Origin of the sequence: Burkholderia sp. MSMB617WGS (assembly GCF_001532025.2) — a bacterium.
GTDB classification, from domain to species: domain Bacteria; phylum Pseudomonadota; class Gammaproteobacteria; order Burkholderiales; family Burkholderiaceae; genus Burkholderia; species Burkholderia savannae.
This window is the reverse complement of sequence record NZ_CP013457.1, coordinates 1,045,077-1,061,936: the sequence shown is the minus strand read 5'-3', so window position 1 is coordinate 1,061,936 and position 16,860 is coordinate 1,045,077. Positions and strand designations below refer to the sequence as shown.

Annotated in this window: 13 protein-coding genes and 1 pseudogene; 5 read left to right on the top strand and 9 right to left on the bottom strand. The window is 65.2% G+C overall.

Features of this window, described 5'->3' with window-relative positions; genetic code table 11:
• Positions 1-103 precede the first annotated feature (103 nt).
• The gene (locus WT60_RS05290; RefSeq protein WP_038752949.1) at positions 104-952 is read left to right on the top strand and encodes a hydroxymethylpyrimidine/phosphomethylpyrimidine kinase; all 849 of its coding nucleotides are present in this window, start codon (positions 104-106) and stop codon (positions 950-952) included.
• Between the two features lie 274 nt (positions 953-1,226).
• On the opposite strand, the gene groL is transcribed toward WT60_RS05290, so the two are convergent.
• The 3 genes from groL to WT60_RS05275 form a co-directional block, all read right to left on the bottom strand.
• The gene (gene groL, locus WT60_RS05285) at positions 1,227-2,867 is read right to left on the bottom strand and encodes a chaperonin GroEL (protein WP_038744520.1); all 1,641 of its coding nucleotides are present in this window, start codon (positions 2,865-2,867) and stop codon (positions 1,227-1,229) included.
• Between the two features lie 47 nt (positions 2,868-2,914).
• A complete protein-coding gene (gene groES / locus WT60_RS05280; RefSeq protein ID WP_009889537.1) occupies positions 2,915-3,208 on the bottom strand; it encodes a co-chaperone GroES in 294 nt (97 codons plus the stop codon).
• Between the two features lie 642 nt (positions 3,209-3,850).
• Entirely contained in the window at positions 3,851-5,749 is a 1,899-nt protein-coding gene (locus tag WT60_RS05275; protein ID WP_100185241.1) for a hypothetical protein, read from the bottom strand.
• 829 nt (positions 5,750-6,578) lie between these two features.
• On the opposite strand from WT60_RS05275, the pseudogene WT60_RS35070 reads away from it, so the two are divergent.
• Positions 6,579-6,731 (top strand): annotated as a pseudogene (locus tag WT60_RS35070) (zinc-binding dehydrogenase); the annotation flags it as partial.
• Between the two features lie 40 nt (positions 6,732-6,771).
• Here WT60_RS35070 and WT60_RS05260 read toward each other — a convergent pair.
• The 6 genes from WT60_RS05260 to WT60_RS05230 all read right to left on the bottom strand — a co-directional run bounded on the left by WT60_RS05260 (position 6,772) and on the right by WT60_RS05230 (position 13,905).
• Positions 6,772-7,788, bottom strand: a complete 1,017-nt coding sequence (locus WT60_RS05260) for a hypothetical protein (protein WP_060355532.1) — start codon at positions 7,786-7,788, stop codon at positions 6,772-6,774.
• A gap of 487 nt (positions 7,789-8,275) precedes the next feature.
• A complete protein-coding gene (locus WT60_RS05250; protein ID WP_038751877.1) occupies positions 8,276-8,791 on the bottom strand; it encodes a hypothetical protein in 516 nt (171 codons plus the stop codon).
• 115 nt (positions 8,792-8,906) lie between these two features.
• On the bottom strand, positions 8,907-9,731 hold the full coding sequence (locus WT60_RS05245; protein WP_059583566.1) for an OmpW family outer membrane protein: 825 nt from the start codon (positions 9,729-9,731) through the stop codon (positions 8,907-8,909).
• A gap of 78 nt (positions 9,732-9,809) precedes the next feature.
• On the bottom strand, positions 9,810-11,063 hold the full coding sequence (locus WT60_RS05240) for a DUF2957 domain-containing protein (protein WP_060355559.1): 1,254 nt from the start codon (positions 11,061-11,063) through the stop codon (positions 9,810-9,812).
• Between the two features lie 59 nt (positions 11,064-11,122).
• Positions 11,123-12,721: a DUF2957 domain-containing protein gene (locus WT60_RS05235; protein WP_060355531.1), complete on the bottom strand. Its 1,599-nt coding sequence runs from the start codon at positions 12,719-12,721 to the stop codon at positions 11,123-11,125.
• Between the two features lie 737 nt (positions 12,722-13,458).
• Positions 13,459-13,905 (bottom strand): helix-turn-helix domain-containing protein, encoded by a 447-nt coding sequence (locus tag WT60_RS05230; RefSeq protein ID WP_059583564.1) that lies wholly within the window; start codon positions 13,903-13,905, stop codon positions 13,459-13,461.
• A gap of 282 nt (positions 13,906-14,187) precedes the next feature.
• Between WT60_RS05230 and WT60_RS05225 the strand changes: the two genes are divergently transcribed.
• From WT60_RS05225 to WT60_RS05215, 3 genes are all read left to right on the top strand, one after another.
• Positions 14,188-15,420, top strand: a complete 1,233-nt coding sequence (locus tag WT60_RS05225) for an MBL fold metallo-hydrolase (protein WP_082717245.1) — start codon at positions 14,188-14,190, stop codon at positions 15,418-15,420.
• Positions 15,421-15,645: 225 nt separating this feature from the next.
• Positions 15,646-16,233: an XRE family transcriptional regulator gene (locus WT60_RS05220; protein ID WP_038751867.1), complete on the top strand. Its 588-nt coding sequence runs from the start codon at positions 15,646-15,648 to the stop codon at positions 16,231-16,233.
• On the top strand, positions 16,230-16,757 hold the full coding sequence (locus WT60_RS05215; protein ID WP_059583560.1) for a GNAT family N-acetyltransferase: 528 nt from the start codon (positions 16,230-16,232) through the stop codon (positions 16,755-16,757). The genes WT60_RS05220 and WT60_RS05215 overlap by 4 nt, the downstream gene beginning before the upstream one ends.
• The last annotated feature ends 103 nt before the right edge of the window (positions 16,758-16,860 follow it).

Below are 16,860 nucleotides of genomic sequence, written 5' to 3'. Positions count from 1 at the left end.
AAAAACGCTTCGAACGAACGGAATCCGCCGCATAATTGACTGCGCGGGCGCACCTGGCTGGTGCATCCGCCAACCGGCTTCATCGTTTCCTCTTTCCATTTCCATGTCCAGCAACACCCCTCCGATCGTCCTCACTTTCGGCCTGTCCGATCCGACGGGCGGCTCCGGCCTGCAAGCCGACCTGATGACCCTCGCGAGCATGGGCTGCCACGGCGTGTCCGTGCTGACGGGCTACACCGTGCGCGACTCCGCCGCCTGCGACGAAGTCACCGGACTCGATCCCGACACCGTCGCCGCCCAGGCTCGCATGCTGCTCGAAGACATGCCCGTTGCCGCGTTCAAGATCGGCGCGGCGACGCGGGCGGAAGTCGTGAGCGCGATCGCGGAAGTGGTCGCCGATTACGACGGCGTGCCGCTCGTCCTCGCACCGGACTTCACGCTCGACGACGAGCATGTGCTAGCCGCCGACGACCTGCGCGAATCGATCGCCGATCTGCTCGCGCCGCAAACGACGCTCCTCGTCGCCGATCAAGCGACGCTCATCGCGCTCGCGCAGCCGGACGGCGACGCCGAAGCGCCGAATCTCGACGCCGCGCTGTCGCATCTGCTCAGCCAGGGCTGCGAATACATCCTGGCGACCGAGACCGGCTCCCACCGGCTCGTCAATTCGCTGTACAGCGAGGAAGGCCAGATCCGGCAGGATTTGTGGGAGCGCACGCCGCATCGGCTGATGGGCATCACCGACACGCTCGGCGCGGCGATCGCGGCGCTGCTCGCGAACGGCCAGGAGCCGCCGGAGGCGGTGCGCGAGGCGCAGGAGTATCTCTATCAGGCGGCGCGCGACGCGTTTCGGCCCGGGATGGGCGCGTACCTGCCGGATCGCTTCTTCTGGGCGCGCAGCAATGAGGACGAATCGCCCGCGCCGACCGGGGTCGGCAAGCGCGCGAACTGAAGTGGCGATGCCCGGGCGCGGCATTGGCGGCGCCCGGGAGATCCGGACGGTGCCGGCGAGCGGCGGGGGCTTTTAGCTTCTGGCTTCGCCTCCCCCAGCTTCGGAGCTCGAACCCCGGATCGTTGGCGCCAGCCCTCGGACTTCGGACCTCAAACTCCGCCACCGTCGCCCGATACCGTCGCCCCAAACGAAAACACCCGCATCGCTGCGGGTGTTTTCGTTTGGGAGAACGCGCGTCGCCGCGCGTCCTTCGATGTAATCGGCCTCAGGCCAATTACATGTCCATGCCCATGCCGCCCATGCCGCCCGGCATGCCGCCCGGCATCGGAGCGTCTTCCTTCGGCAGTTCCGCGACGGCTGCGTCCGTCGTCAGCAGCAGGCCGGCGACCGATGCCGCGTTCTGCAGCGCGGTGCGCGTAACCTTGGTCGGATCGACGACGCCGGCTTCCACCAGGTCGCCGTACTCGCCCGTCGCTGCGTTGTAGCCATAGTTGCCTTGGCCGGCAGCAACCGCCGCGACCACGACGCTCGCTTCTTCGCCGCCGTTCGTGACGATCTGGCGCAGCGGCTCTTCCATCGCGCGCAGCACGATCTTGATGCCGGCGTTCTGGTCGGCGTTGATGCCGGTCAGAGCCGCGATCGCGGTGCGTGCGCGGATCAGCGCGACGCCGCCGCCCGGGACGATGCCTTCTTCAACGGCAGCGCGGGTTGCGTGCAGCGCGTCTTCGACACGTGCCTTCTTTTCCTTCATTTCGACTTCGGTCGCAGCGCCGACCTTGATCACCGCCACGCCGCCGGCCAGCTTCGCCACGCGCTCTTGCAGCTTTTCACGGTCGTAGTCCGACGTCGCTTCCTCGATCTGCGTGCGGATTTGCTTCACGCGCGCTTCGATGTTCACGGCTTCGCCTGCGCCGTCGATGATCGTCGTGTTTTCCTTGCCCACTTCGATGCGCTTCGCCTGGCCCAGTTCGGCCAGCGTCGCCTTCTCGAGCGTGAGGCCGGTTTCTTCCGCGACGACCTGACCGCCGGTCAGGATCGCGATGTCTTCCAGCATCGCCTTGCGACGATCGCCGAAGCCCGGCGCCTTGACCGCAACGGTCTTCAGGATGCCGCGGATGTTGTTGACGACCAGCGTCGCGAGCGCTTCGCCTTCGACGTCTTCAGCGATGATCAGCAGCGGACGGCCTGCCTTCGCGACTTGCTCGAGCACCGGCAGCAGATCGCGGATGTTCGACACCTTCTTGTCGTGCAGCAGCACGAACGGGTTGTCGAGGACGGCGACTTGCTTGTCCGGGTTGTTGATGAAGTACGGCGACAGGTAGCCGCGGTCGAATTGCATGCCTTCGACGACGTCCAGTTCGTCAGCCAGCGACTTGCCGTCTTCGACGGTGATCACGCCTTCCTTGCCGACCTTGTCCATCGCTTCAGCGATGCGATCGCCGATCGACGAATCGCTGTTCGCCGAGATCGAGCCGACCTGTGCGATTTCCTTGTTCGTCGTGCACGGCTTGCTGATCTTCTTCAGCTCTTCGACTGCTGCCGCGACGGCCTTGTCGATGCCGCGCTTCAGGTCCATCGGGTTCATGCCCGATGCGACGTACTTCATGCCTTCGCGAACGATCGATTGCGCGAGGACGGTTGCCGTCGTCGTGCCGTCGCCGGCGTTGTCGCTGGTCTTGGAAGCGACTTCCTTGACCATTTGCGCGCCCATGTTCTGGAGCTTGTCCTTCAGCTCGATTTCCTTCGCGACCGACACGCCGTCCTTGGTGACCGTCGGGCCGCCGAAGCTGCGCTCGAGCACGACGTTGCGGCCCTTCGGGCCCAGCGTGACCTTCACTGCGTTGGCGAGAATGTTCACGCCTTCGACCATCTTCGCGCGGGCGGAATCGCCGAATACGACGTCTTTAGCTGCCATCTTCTAACTCCTTGAAATCTCTGAGATTGTGATCCGTTGGTGAACGCTTACTGAGCGTTGACCACGGCCATGATGTCTTCTTCGCGCATCACCAGCAGTTCCTGGCCGTCGACCTTGACGGTTTGGCCAGCATACTTGCCGAACAGAACACGATCGCCGACCTTTACGTCGAGAGCGATCGGTGCGCCCTTGTCATCGCGCTTGCCCGGGCCGATGGCCAGAACTTCACCCTGATCCGGCTTCTCAGCGGCTGCGTCGGGAATGACGATGCCCGAGGCGGTCTTGGTTTCCTGATCCAGGCGCTTGACGATCACGCGATCGTGCAACGGACGAAGGTTCATACTCACTCCTCTCTTGATTGAGACTGAAGAACGCTGAGGGAAACTACCGGACGGCTCGCCGGCCGGCAGGAATTGTTAGCACTCTCGTGCAGCGAGTGCTAATTATATGGACGGGTTTTGACAAATTCAAGAAGTGGAATCGCGCGCGATTCGGGGACGATCCGGCGGGTGGGAAGGCCGGGAAAACGGCTGCACGGCGACATCGCGCCGCACACAAATTACAAAAAAAACAAATACTTGCAAAAACATCGCGTGATGCGACGGGACGCGTCGCGCGCCGCATCGTGGATTTCCCGAGCGGATCGACGGCGCATCTGCCGCGCCGACTCGGTCGATGCGGAGCACAAAATCATCGCATACGAAATCCTTACGGCCAAGCCGATTCGCCGTGACGGCAGGTCGCGGATCTGGCGGCCAGCACGGCCAATGCCGGCGACGAACCGCCGCCGCGCCCCGCCCCGTGGCACTTCGCGACGCATCTCGCTCCGAAACGACAAGGCGGCATGGCCTCTTCGCCATGCCGCCTTGCCTCGCCTTCTAGCCAACCACCTTCCGGCCGGTTACCGCCTGCCGCTGCCCCCTATATATAGGAAGGAGAGCGAAGGCGCGTCCCGCAGCATCGCCCGGACGCGCCGCGCGCCATTACTTCGGCAGCGCGCCGGCGAGCGTCGCGATCGACGACGCGACCGGAGCGAGCGGGCTCGACGCGGGTGCCGTCGACTTCGACGACGAGACCGTCAGGTTCGGCAACGACCCCACCACCGCACCGACTGACGAACTCACCGAGTTGACGACCGTGCTCGCGGCGGCGGCGCCCGTCGACAGCAGCGAGCCGGTCGAGGCGGCCGTGCTGCCGAACGCGTTGCCGCCCGACGTCAGGACCTTCCCTGCCGAGTTCGCGCCCGAACCCATCAGGGCGGAGCCGACGCTTCCGAGTTGCGAGCCCGTCGCGACGCCCGTGCCGGCCGCCCCCGTCAGGGCTCCCGTCAACGCACTCGCGCCGCCGCCGACAGCGCCGCCGATCACAGCAGCCGGACTGCCGCCCGCGACCGTCGCGATCGCGCTTGCCGCGTTGTTCGCTGCGCTCGTCAGCGCGCCAGCCGGATTGCTGACGGGCAGCGCGCTCACGAGGCCAGCGACCGCGCCCGTAACCGGGTTGCCGTTCGCCGCTCGCGCGAGCGTGCCCGCGACGTTGTTGACAGCGCCCGTCAACACGCCCGTCGGATTGGCGACGGGCAGCGCGTTAATCAGGCCGCTCACGACGGTCGTGATCGGCGTGATCGGATTGCTGCCGATCGCGTTCGCGAGCGTACCTGCCACGTTGTTCACGACGCCCGGCAGCGGGTTGTTGGCCGCCACGCCGGCGAGCGCGCCGGCCACGTTGCTGCCCGCGCCTGCGAGCACACCCGTCACGTTGCCGACGGCCCCGGCCAATGCGCCCGCGCCGTTGCTCGCCGCGCCCGCCAATGCGCCGGCCGTGTTGCCAAGGGCGCCGGGCAGCGTGTTGCTCAGTCCACCGATCGCGCCTGCGAGCGGATTATTGCTTGCAAGCCCGGTCAACGTTCCCACGGCGTTGCTCAGTGCACCCGGCAGCGGATTGTTGTTCGCCAGATTCGTCAGCGTGCCCACCGCGTTGTTCGCGACACCGGACAGCGGGTTGTTCGCCACCGCGTTTTGCAGCGTGCTCGCGGCGTTGCTCAGCGCGCCCGGCAGCGGATTGTTGTTCGCCAGATTCGTCAGCGTGCCCACCGCGTTGTTCGCGACACCGGACAGCGGGTTGTTCGCCACCGCGTTTTGCAGCGCGCTTGCGGCGTTGCTCAGTGCGCCCGGCAGCGGATTGTTGTTCGCCAGATTCGTCAGCGTGCCCACCGCGTTGTTCGCGACGCTGGGCAGCGGGTTGTTCTCCACTGCGTTTTGCAGCGCGCTTGCGGCGTTGCTCAGTGCGCCCGGCAGCGGGTTGTTGTTCGCCAGATTCGTCAGCGTGCCCACCGCGTTGTTCGCGACACCGGACAGCGGGTTGTTCGCCACCGCGTTTTGCAGCGTGCTTGCGGCGTTGCTCAGTGCGCCCGGCAGCGGATTGTTGTTCGCCAGATTCGCCAGCGTGCCCACCGCGTTGTTCGCGACACCGGGCAGCGGGTTGTTCGCCACCGCGTTTTGCAGCGTGCTCGCGGCGTTGCTCAGTGCGCCCGGCAGCGGATTGTTGTTCGCCAGATTCGTCAGCGTGCCGGCCGCGTTGCTCACGACGCCCTGAACGGGGTTGTGGCTCACCGCGTTCGCGAGCGCGCCCGCCAAGCTGTCGAGTGCGCCGCTGCTGATCGACGCGTCGGCCGAACCGAGCGCGCCGGCATGGATCGCCCCATGCTGCGCGTCGCCTGCGAGCGCCAATGTCGCGCCGCCGGAGCCGGCGCTGCCGAGATCGCCGGTCGATGCGGAGACCGGAAGAGTATTCAGCCCCCCTGCGACGGCCGGCGTCGCAGCCGCGACCCCAAACGCGACTGCTGCGGACAGTGCAATGCTCGTCAACTTGAAGTTTTGTTTCATATGTGACCTCGTGTGGATAGGTACCGCCGTCATTACGGCGCGGAGGTCATCGCACGGAGCATGCCAGCATGTGCGCCGAGTCGATCGCGCACTGTTTTCTTCAAAAATGCAAATCGTCGGCGAATTTAATTGCTCGATATGTCGAACGGGCAGCATAGTTAACGTGTCGCCATACAGTCGTTACGAACGCCGTAACGTAACAATGCATTGCATTCCGTTACATTCAATCTCAAGAAATATAATTATTCAATTCATACATAAATTCCTTAAAAATCCAATGAAAATTCAATAAAAAATTGCGTTGATATTTCATGAAAAATATGTCCTTCGCCACTCCCTCGAGACGACGACGTGCGATCATCGTCAGGATCGAGGATCGGCCTCTCATTGCGCAGATCCGTTGGGGATGGCAGGGCACTCGGAGCGAAGCAAAACTCCTTCCCGCGCGGCCAGAAAGATCCGGAGACTCGAACATCCCTGCCTCTTCCTCACGGCTCCGTCGCCCAGACGATCTACGACATGGTCAGGCACGGCCGCACATGCGGCGACGTTTGCACGCCCACTCGCCCGCACACATTCAATCGGCGACCGCCAGCCATCATCTTTCATGTCGAAATGAAATATCGATTTCATTCGCTCGACATTCTTTCTTCTTCCACATGAAATGCACTTTGAATTGAATAAAAAATGTCGACTTGACTCCTCCCAAGGTTCGTGATTTCGCTCAAAAAAAATCGAACGAATTCGATGCCGTTCACGAAACGGACATCTTCATCAAGATCGCGCGCCGAACATCGCACCCGGCGATCCGACGACAGGGCTCGCGAGAAGCACGAAGGATCAGATCGACGTGGCGCGCACGATCGATGCGACCGGCATCAAGCCGGCGATCGATCGCACGTTCGCGCTCGACGACATCGCCGGCGCGTTTCGCCGCCAAGCGGCCGGCAGACACTTCGACAAGATCGGCCCGTCGATCTGAGCGCGAACCGCGTGGGCCGCCCGCGCGGCCGGCTCGGCACTCAGCGCATCGATCTGCGCTTCGTGTGAACGATCGGGTTGTACCGCGACGTGAAGCTCATCGTTGCGGACAACCGCGCAAGCGCAGCCGCGCCCGCACCGCCGACCTCGCTGTGCGCGGGCGAGGCGAGAAGCGCAGCGAGCCACGCGTTCAGCGCGTCGCCATGAAAGCGGCGAGCCATCGCAGTCACGATGTCGGGCGCCGCGATCATCACGCCCGCGAGCAGGTAGCACGCCCAGAAGCTGCCGGCGCCCGTCAGGCGATCGAGCCGGCAGACGGCGAGCGCGGCGAGCAGCCCCTCGGTCGAAGCGAGATCCTGTCGCTCGCCGCGAATCGCGGCCGCAACGCCATTGTGTTCGCCGCCGTACGCGGCGAGCGTGATGGGCACGTTCGCCGCGAGCGTTGCCGAAAACGCCGCGAGTGCAGCCATCGCGTCGATGCTCTTTTCGTCCGCGCCCCACATGCGTCCGATCGCACGGTCGATCACGCGGCCCGCCGCCCGTCCGTCGAAGCGCACCAGACCGCGCATCGCGTCTTCGGCGACTTCGCTGTCCGGGGCGAGCCCGCGCCCGACGCCGAACTCGATTGAGTCGAGCGCGGCCCAGCCGATTTCGGGACCGACGTAGCCGCACGCGTCGGCAATGCCATACGCGCCGTCGAACACGGCTTTCGAACCGGGCAGATGGCGATCCACGGCCGCAAGCAGCCGCTTCGTCGGCATGCGCTCGAATGTGCCGAAAGCCGTGGCGAGCGCCGTGTCCGCAGACACGCCGCCTTGCAGCGCCGCGAGCAGTTCGTTCAGAAGATCGGCGGCGGCCGCCGGGCCGTGCCGCGCGTTCGCGCCCGCCCGCGCGAGCGTGTCGCGCGCGGCGGTTGCGATGCGCGCCTCGCGGCTCGCCGCCGCCGAGGATGCGAAGCACTCCGCATGATCGAGGAGATGCCGAAGCCATGCTGCCGTGCGCAAGCTGCCGAGCGACAGGCCTTGGGCGTCGACGCGATGATTATGATTGTCAGGCATGGGTCATCCGAGAAATAGCGATGCGGATCGTGTCCGCACTCGGGCGACGGCAACTGTCGCTGCACGTCGCGCACGAGCCGCCTTCGCCCATGCGTCGAAGGCTCGACTCCGCGCGCCGCGTCGATGCGCGAACGCGTCGCCCCATTCTTTTCGACGACGGCCGCCCCGCTTTCGATCGGGCTCCGAAACGCCGGCGCGACGGCTGTTTCGCCTTCGCACCCGTTTCGCGCGCCTGCGCGCCACCCGCGCACGCATCGCGCGACGCGCATCGCGGCCCCACGCGCCTACCCCTTCAGCGCGATCGCGATGCTCGCCGGGCCGCGCATCCCGGCATAACGGCATGCGCGGCTGCCCTCGCGTCAGGCGGCCTTTCGGTCGCACTTCGTCTCGCGAACGCGGCGGCTCCTGGCGGCCGCGTTCGCGCAATGCACGCGCAGCGGCTCATGATCGACGAGCCGCCGCACGCAGGAACCCCGACGAACGCGAATTACTGCACGCGGAACTTCGGCGACGTCACGACCGTCCCCGTTACCTTGCAGTCCGGCGTCAGCACCGCATTGCTGAAGGTCAGCGACGAATTCGCATCGCTCCACGTCGTGACGATCTTGCTCGGGCCGCACTGGCCGAGCAGCGTCACGTTGACCTGCGCGTTGTTGATCGTCAGTTGCGTCGCGCTGTCGGCCTGGCCCGTCCACGGACTCGTGCCGCTCGCGCTGCCCTTGATGAGCCCGCACAGGCTGTTGCTGCCGGTAAACGTCGTCGACGTGATGTTGACGATGCCCGCGGGCGTGATCGTGCCGTTGAACGTCGCGACGCAGTTCGCGGAAATCGAGCCCTTGGTCAGCAGCGTTTCGTTGGGAGACGACGTCGCCGAGAACGGCTCGCCGTTCGGATTCATCGGCTGCCCGTCGACGCGAGATACGGTGACGGCGAGCGCTGGCGTAGCTGCGGCCGCTGCGAATGCCAACGCGACAACGAACGGAACAAATTTACGGTTACGCATGGGTCTGCCTCACTTGACGAATGGCGGCATGCCGCCAGTGACGTGACGTCGCAGCCGACGAATCGCGACCGCTCGGTCACAGGAAGCCCGGGCGCCGGCGCCGCGCGCCCATGGCTCAGAACTTGTAGGAAATCCCGACGAACGTGATGAGCGGATCGGCCTTCAGCCGCGTGCGTGTCGTCGCGAGCGTCGTGCCGTCGGCCGCCTTGATGACGAGCGACGAGTACGTCTTGAGCGGCATGTACGACAGCGTCGCCGTCAGCGCCCAGTTCTTCGCGAACGCATAGCTCGCGCCGAGGTTGTAGACCGGCGTGAACGACGACGAAGCCTTCCCCTCGACCGACGTCGGCCCCGGCTTGCCGGCGCCCGCCGCGAGCACGCTGCCGAGGTTGTCGTTGATGTCCTTCGCGAAATTGCCGTTGAGCTCGATGTTCGAGAACCAGCTGTACGCCACGCCGATGCCGACGAACGGCCGGAACTTCGCGGTCGGCGAATTGAAGTAGTAGTTCAAGATGATCGTCGGGCTCCATTGCCGCGCATTTTTCACGGCGGGCTGATTCGCCGGATTGCCGAGATCGACGCTGCCGAGCGATCCGGACGGACCGGGCGGCCGGATGACGCCATGCCCCGTCAGTGCGAACTCCGGCGGAATCCCGAGCACGGACGTCACCGCGATATGGTCGGTGAAGAAGTACGTGAACGTGAGGCCTACCGTGTCCGCGTTGTTGACCGTGAGGCTCGTGCCCGGTGACGTGAACGATCCCGGCAGCCGCAGCGGCCCGTTGATCGGCGAATTGACGACGTTGGTGGTGAGGCCGTTGGTCGAATCCTGCGGCATCACGTGCAGCCAGCCGAGCGTCGCGACCAAATCGCCCGCCCCCTGCGCGAAAGCGCTCGTCGATGCACCGGCAACGACGCACGCGGCAATCAGCTTCTTCATGAAGTCTCCTGATACTCCGGTCGGTCGACGCGGGCTGCAAGCCGCGCGTCGCCGTGTGTCTCCTGTTGCGCGCGGCGCTCACTGCACGAACGCGCCCACCGTGAAATACGGGTTGTTGACGTCGCTCATGTCGAGAAAGCCGAACACGCCGCCCGTGAAGATGAACTTGCCGGTAGGCGGCCCCGACGCGGCATTCGTCTGGACCGTCGTGACGACGCCCGGCACGGCCTGCGTGTAATCGAGATCGAGCGAGCGCGTGAGCGCGACCTGCGACGCATGGAACGGATCGAGCAGCGTCGCCTGCGCGCCGACGAGCGCCGTCGCACGGTAGTCGAGCACGCTGTCGACCCCCGTGTACTCGCCGTTCTGCGAGCCCGACGCGATCGTCGCCTGCGGGCTGAGGATCGAGATCCCTGATTCGTCGTCCGCGACGGGCGAGCCTTGCGTCAGGTCGGCATTCGCCGCGCCGGTGCGGATGAAGATCGGCACCAGCTGATTGCGCAGCTTGCCAACGATCAGGATGCCCTTGCCCGCCTTCGTCGGATCGAGCGACGGCAGCGTCGCCGCAATCTGCGGCTGATAGTTGAGCGACTGGAACGCCGGCGCGTCCGCGCGCAGCGTCAGTTTCTGATTGACGGTCGCGCTCGATGCGAGCGGCTGGCCGCCGTTCTTCTTGCCGAAGTTGTCAGTCTCGACGTACGTGCCGTCCGCGTTGATCGTGACCTTCGCGTCGACCGCCGCCGGCGCGAAGTTTTGCGACGGCACCTGGTGATAGCCGAGCTGGTTGTAGTTGCCCGCGATCTTCGAAAGATCGGTCTCCTGATCGGAGAAGCTGATGAACGGGTAGTACGGGAACGTCGTCTTCGGAATCTGGCCGACGCCGATCACGCCGCCGAACTGGATCGTCGCGCCGGGTATCGCGCCGCCCAGCACGCCTTCGCCGAGAAACACCCGCGCCGGACGGTTCGGATCGAGGCTCGCGCTGTTCAGCCGGAACGTGCACTGATTCAGCTTTTCGGTCGGCAGCCCCGTTTCGTCCGTCAGCGTGCCCGTCACGACGTTGTTCGGCGGCGTATCGCGCGTCGGCTGCACGGTGCCCGTCGCCGCCGGCACCGGCGACGCCAGATACGTGATCTGAAACGTCATCTTCGTCGTGTCGAGCTGCACGCGGACCAGTTCGCCCGAACCCGAGCCGCCCGTGAACACGGTGTTGTAATCGATCGTCTTCGGGCACAGACGGACGACGGGCGCGGGCGGCGGATCGTCCCCACCGCCGCAGGCGGTCAGGACGGGAGCCAGTACGGCGGCGGCCAGCGATTTTCTCCAATACATAGGAATCCTCGATATCGTGAAGTCCGCGGCGGCGCCCGGCGCCGCCGCCATGTCATGCGTTACTGAACGAATGCGCCGACCGTGAAGAACGGGTTGTACTGGCTGTTGTTGACGACCATTCCGTACACGTCGCCGACCTTGATGAGCCAGCCGTAGTCGCCTTTCTTGAAGATCGCGACCGCGCCCGTGCTGCCTTGCGCATTGAAGTCGCGCGTCGCCGTCACCTTGATCTTGCCGGGCGTCGTCTGCGTGTAATCGAGCGAGAACTGCGAGCTCACGGACGACGTCATCGGATCGAGAAATGCCGCAGTCGCGCCCTGGAACAGCGTCGACGTATAGTTCGCCGCGAGCGTCGACACGGCCGAGCCGTCCGTGCAGTTTCCGGCGGACGGATAGAAGAAGCCGTCGTGATACGTGCCGGGCAATTCGGGATGAGGCGTCGTGTTGTCGAACGCGGAGCCGCTGTTGGCGGGCGCGTTCGAAGTGCCGCCGAAGCTCACGACGCCGCACGCAACCGCGCTCGTCGCGCCGATGAAGCCGCCTTGCAGCGAATTCGCCGCGAGCGGCGTGACGGGCGCGAGCACCGAGATGCCGATCTCCGCATCGGCGACCGACGCGAGCGGATTGCCCGCGTTGACGTTCGCGTAGCCGACGCGAATGACGATTGGCACGAGCCGGCCGTTGAGCTTGCCGACGATCATCACGCCCTGCGCCTGGCTCGGCGTGATGATCACGAGCGGCTGCCCCTGCCCCGCGGACGGATACGGCTGGTTCGGTTGCGGATGGCTCACGAACACGTTGTCGGGCGAGCCGTCCGCGTTCGTGCGCAGCGTCCAGGGCGTGCCGGTCGTGCGGCACGAGTAGTCGCTGCCCGGCGTGATCGTGCACGAGCCGTCCGCATTGAGCGTCTGAGTCCAGTTCACGACATCGGGCTGCCAGCCTTGCGGCGCGGCCGTCTGGAACGACGTGCCCGTCGGCAGCAGGTGCACGCCGACTTCGTTGTAGGCGCCCGCTACTTTCGTGAAATCCGTTTCGGTGTCCGTAAAGCCGATGAACGGATAGAAATCGAACGTGCGCGACGGCACCGTGCCTATCGTGAAGCCGGGAAACAGCTGAAGGCCCGAGAACGCGACCGTCGCGCCCGGAATGCCGCCGCCCACGACGCCCATGCCGACGAACAGCATCGGCGGATCGGCGCGGTTGATCGTCACCGAATAGGCGCCGTCGCTCGTCGCGCCGTTGTCGAGCACGAACGCACAACGGTTCTGCTCGGCGGTCGGCAGGCCCGTTGCGTTGTGGAACGTGCCGTTGATCGTGAGACCGGCGCGCGTGTTGTTGATCTGCCCCGCCGACGTCGGCACCGACGACGCGACGAACTGCATCTGATACGTCTTCTTCGCGGTATCGAACTTGACCTTCACGTATTCGCCGCTGCCCGACCCGCCCGTGTACGTCGTCGAGTAATCGAGTGCGTCGGGGCAGAGCTTCGTCACCGTGGGCGGCGTCGTGCTCGGGCCGCTCGGCGGGCACGAGCCGCCCGAACATTGCCCGACCTGTATCGGGCTGGGATCGTCGCCGCCGCCGCAGCCGGCGACGAACGGCATCGCGGCGACCACACAGGACAACACGGCAGCGCGAAGATTAGGAATGCAAAACATCACCCCTCCTTTTTGATCGAATCCGGTCTCGTCCGGCGTGACCTTACCGCCCGCCGGATGGTTGGTATCTCGGTGTCGCCGACTGGCGACGCGGCGATTCGCGACGCTTGGCCGCGAACGCGCGGTCAGTGCGGAATCGACCCGCGGAATTCAATGCGCGCGCCGATTCGCGACGCGGCATGGCGATGCGGCGCCCTCAAGCGGAAATTGAATGAATATCGACGGCTAATTAGCGATGCGATTGCGCGGGAAAGCAATGCGCGCGACGACTGCCCGAATGGGAATTTGAAAAGACAACTGCTCCGCCGACCCCTCGTATGTGCGTATCATCCTCAGTCTCCGTAAGTACGCTCGTAGTTATCGTGCTGCTTTATTTGCCATGACTATGATCCGATGAATGGGCCGTGTAAACCGACACATGGTTCCAAACATCCGAGCCACGACAAACCTCGACCACTCAATGTTCTCAACGTTTTTTCAAACGTCGTACTTGGCGATGTCAAATTCCGATCGAACAGCTTTCGCGTTGCTTTCTCGCAAGCATGATGAATGACGCGGCGCATCAAAGCAACCCTTTCCGCATTTTTCGCTCGTTTCGTACGATGCAGGAAACAATGGCGTTGTTTCGATTCGCCAGAAAAAACATCAGTCGGGAATAAAAATCACATTGCGCCGGCATTTATTTTTCTCGATATTTCGCGGCGCCGATTACGAACCGGCCGAACGCTTGCGATCGCTCAGTCGGTCGCGCCGCTTTTCTGGGCGTCATAGGCCGTGCGCGCGTCGAGCACGGCGTCGATGTGCGTCTCCGCCCACACGATGATCGGCGAGATCGAATGCGCGAGCGTGTGGCCGAGCGGCGTCAGCGCATATTCGACCGATACCGGCACCGTCGCGTAAACGGTGCGGGCGACGAGACCGTCCCGCTCCAGCCGCTTGAGCGTTTGCGACAGCACCTTCTGCGACAAGCCTTCGATGTGCCGCAACAACGTGTTGAAGCGCAGCGGCTGATGCGACAGCAGCGCGAGGATCAGCACGGTCCATTTGTCCGCGATGCGATCGAGCACAAGCCGCGTCGGGCATTCCGACGCGTACACGTTACCCTTGCGCAGCGCGTCGAGAAGCGAAGGTTTCCTCTCGGTAATCTGCTCACCTTTCGGTGCGTTCTTCCTCATCGTTGCCATCCAGTCTATAGTTTCCACCGGTAACTACCTGTTCCGCAGATACTAGCACCAATTGCACGACGGTTCGCTTCCGTCGCGCGACGCGCGCGGCGCAAGGCTTCCGGTTTTCGGGACGACCGGCAACGCAGCCGGTGCCGTGTCGATTTGTCGATTCGTTTTGCTAACTTTTCAGCGAGGTGACGCGCCCAGATTCCGATTCGATGATACCGTCCTGCTTCGACGACGCCGCATCGCTTGCCCACGCGTCGCCTTCACAAAACCAATACTCTCAGGGAATCCTTCATGTTCAAGCGCTCCCTCGTGGCGCTCGCCGCCGCAGCCGCTTCCTTGTTCGGCGCAAGCCCATCTCATGCGGCGGACGCCGCCGCACCGCTTCAGATCGACGTCTACAACCCCGGCGAGAAAAGCCTCTTTCCCGTGTCGTCGGAAATCGTCACCGGCAAGACCGGCACGATCCTCATCGACGCACAGTTCCAGCGCAACGACGCCGAAGCCCTCGTCAACAAGATCAAGGCGACCGGCAAGCCGCTCAAGCTCGTCTACGTGAGCCACAGCGATCCGGACTACTACTTCGGCCTCGATACGATCAAGGCCGCGTTCCCGGATGCGAAGATCGTCGCGACGCCGCAGACGGTCGCCGCAATCCGGGCGAACAAGGACGACAAGCTCGCGTACTGGGGGCCGATCCTGAAGGACAACGCGCCGCGCTCGCTCGTCGTGCCGCAGCCGCTCAAGGGCGACAAGCTGACGCTCGACGGTCACGAGCTGCGCATCGTCGGGCTCGACGGCGCGTCGCCCGACCGCACGTTCGTGTCGATCCCGTCCGCGCGCGCGGTCATCGGCGGCATTCCGGTCGCGGCGAACATCCACGTGTGGATCGCCGATACGCAGACGCCGGAATCGCGCCGCAACTGGATCAAGACGCTCGACAGGATCGCGGCGCTGCATCCGAAACTCGTCGTGCCCGGCCACTACCTCGCGAATTCGGACGGCAGCGAACCGTACACGCTCGCGTCCGTGAAGTTCACGCGCGATTATCTGGTCGCGTTCGACGCGGAAGCCCCGAAAGCAAAAAATTCCGCGGAGCTGATCGCCGCGATGAAGGCGCGCTATCCGAACCTCGCCGACGTGTCGTCGCTCGAAATGAGCGCGAAGGTCATCAAGGGCGAGATGCAATGGCCCGTCGCCGGCGCGGCGTCCGCCTTCCCGGCCGCGGGGAGGAAGGCGCTCGTGCAGTTCGGCGACATCGGCTTTCGCCTCGACTTCAAGGACGACCACACGATGACGTTCGTCGGCACGTCCGGCCAGTACCAAGGCGCGACCGACACCGTCGAATACAAGGCGACGCAGATCCGGCCGCAAGTATTCATGGTCTATTGGCACGAGCCGAAGAGCGGTGACAACGTCGTGCACGTCGAAGATTTCGAGAACGGCGTCGTCTACACGAACATCGCGCATCGCAACGGCGAGTCCCTGCATCTGAAGGGGACGATCCGCCTCGAGGACGCGAAGTAAAGCCGAGCGTCGCACCTCCGGCCGCCTGAGCCGGGGGCGGCGGTGCAGCGGTGCGGCCGTACGACGGTGCGAGCGGCGCGGCGCTTCGCCAACGCGGCGCGCCGCGCCGCGCCGCGCGAGCGATCCGCTCGATCCGGCCGCCGAACGCGCCTTCGATGCGCACGTGATCGCATCGCCCGACACGCCATCTAGTATTCTGGATTTTTATCCAATATACTGGATTGCATGGACGTCAACCAACTGATCGCGCGCCGTGTGCGCGCCCTCCGCGACCTTCGCGGCTACTCGCTCGACGCGCTCGCAGAACGCAGCAAGGTGAGCCGCTCGAACATCTCGCTCATCGAACGCGCGCAAAGCAGCCCGACGGCCGTCGTGCTCGAACGGCTCGCGAATGCGCTCGGCGTGTCGCTCGCGTCGCTGTTCGAGGACGATCGCGACGCGCACGCCGCGTCGCCGCTCGCTCGCGCCGCCGAGCAGCCGGTCTGGAAAGATCCGGCGTCGGGCTACGTGCGCCGCAGCCTGTCGCCCGCGGTGGCGTCGCCGCTGCAGCTCGTCGAGGTGAGGTTCCCGCCCGGCGAGCGCGTCGCGTACGACACCGGCGAGCGAGACGCGGATTGGCATCAGCAGATCTGGATGCTCGAAGGCGAAATGGACATCACGAGCGGCGACGACACGTGGCGCGTCGCCGCCGGCGACTGTCTCGCGATGCGTGTCGATCGCCCGACCCTCTTCTTCAATCCGGGCCGCAAGGCCGCGCGCTACGTCGTCGCGCTCGCCGCTGCGAACGCGATCCGTGCCGGGAGAATCGAATGAGCGACTCGATCGACGTGCGCTGCGTCGGGCCGAACGAAGCGGCCGCGTGCATCGACGCGCTGTCCGACGTGCTGATCGATTGCGTCGAAGGCGGCGCGTCGGTGAGCTTCATGGCGCCGCTCGCGCGAGACAAGGCGCGCGCGTTCTGGCGCGACGTGGCCGATGGCGTCGCGCGTGGCGATCGCACGCTCTTCGTCGCGCAACACGCTGACGGCCGCATCGTCGGCACGGTCCAGATGATCACGCGCTTGCCGGAAAACCAGCCGCATCGCGCGGACGTCGCCAAGATGCTCGTGCATCGCGACGCGCGGCGCCGCGGCGTCGCGCAGCGGCTGCTCGACGCGCTCGACGGTGCCGCGCGCGCGGCCGGCAAGACCGTCCTAGTGCTCGACACGGTGACGGGCGGCGACGCCGAGCGGCTCTACCGGCGCGCGGGATGGCAGCGCGTCGGCGTCGTGCCCGATTACGCGCTGATGCCCGACGGCGCGCCGTGCGCGACGACGTTCTTCTACAAGCGGGTCTGAGCCGCGGCGCCGGGATCGCGCGCCGCGCCAGCCGCACGTGCGACGCCTGCGCCAGCCGTCCCGTGCCCGCCGCCATCTTTCGATTGCCCGGCAACGCCGCCGT

What these genes read in the sequence shown, in the direction of transcription:
- WT60_RS05290 (WP_038752949.1), top strand. Translation starts at nt 104, where the DNA reads ATGTCCAGCAACACCCCTCCGATCGTCCTCACTTTCGGCCTGTCCGAT.
- groL (WP_038744520.1), bottom strand. Translation starts at nt 2,867, where the DNA reads ATGGCAGCTAAAGACGTCGTATTCGGCGATTCCGCCCGCGCGAAGATG.
- groES (WP_009889537.1), bottom strand. Translation starts at nt 3,208, where the DNA reads ATGAACCTTCGTCCGTTGCACGATCGCGTGATCGTCAAGCGCCTGGAT.
- WT60_RS05275 (WP_100185241.1), bottom strand. Translation starts at nt 5,749, where the DNA reads ATGAAACAAAACTTCAAGTTGACGAGCATTGCACTGTCCGCAGCAGTC.
- WT60_RS05260 (WP_060355532.1), bottom strand. Translation starts at nt 7,788, where the DNA reads ATGCCTGACAATCATAATCATCGCGTCGACGCCCAAGGCCTGTCGCTC.
- WT60_RS05250 (WP_038751877.1), bottom strand. Translation starts at nt 8,791, where the DNA reads ATGCGTAACCGTAAATTTGTTCCGTTCGTTGTCGCGTTGGCATTCGCA.
- WT60_RS05245 (WP_059583566.1), bottom strand. Translation starts at nt 9,731, where the DNA reads ATGAAGAAGCTGATTGCCGCGTGCGTCGTTGCCGGTGCATCGACGAGC.
- WT60_RS05240 (WP_060355559.1), bottom strand. Translation starts at nt 11,063, where the DNA reads ATGTATTGGAGAAAATCGCTGGCCGCCGCCGTACTGGCTCCCGTCCTG.
- WT60_RS05235 (WP_060355531.1), bottom strand. Translation starts at nt 12,721, where the DNA reads ATGTTTTGCATTCCTAATCTTCGCGCTGCCGTGTTGTCCTGTGTGGTC.
- WT60_RS05230 (WP_059583564.1), bottom strand. Translation starts at nt 13,905, where the DNA reads ATGGCAACGATGAGGAAGAACGCACCGAAAGGTGAGCAGATTACCGAG.
- WT60_RS05225 (WP_082717245.1), top strand. Translation starts at nt 14,188, where the DNA reads ATGTTCAAGCGCTCCCTCGTGGCGCTCGCCGCCGCAGCCGCTTCCTTG.
- WT60_RS05220 (WP_038751867.1), top strand. Translation starts at nt 15,646, where the DNA reads ATGGACGTCAACCAACTGATCGCGCGCCGTGTGCGCGCCCTCCGCGAC.
- WT60_RS05215 (WP_059583560.1), top strand. Translation starts at nt 16,230, where the DNA reads ATGAGCGACTCGATCGACGTGCGCTGCGTCGGGCCGAACGAAGCGGCC.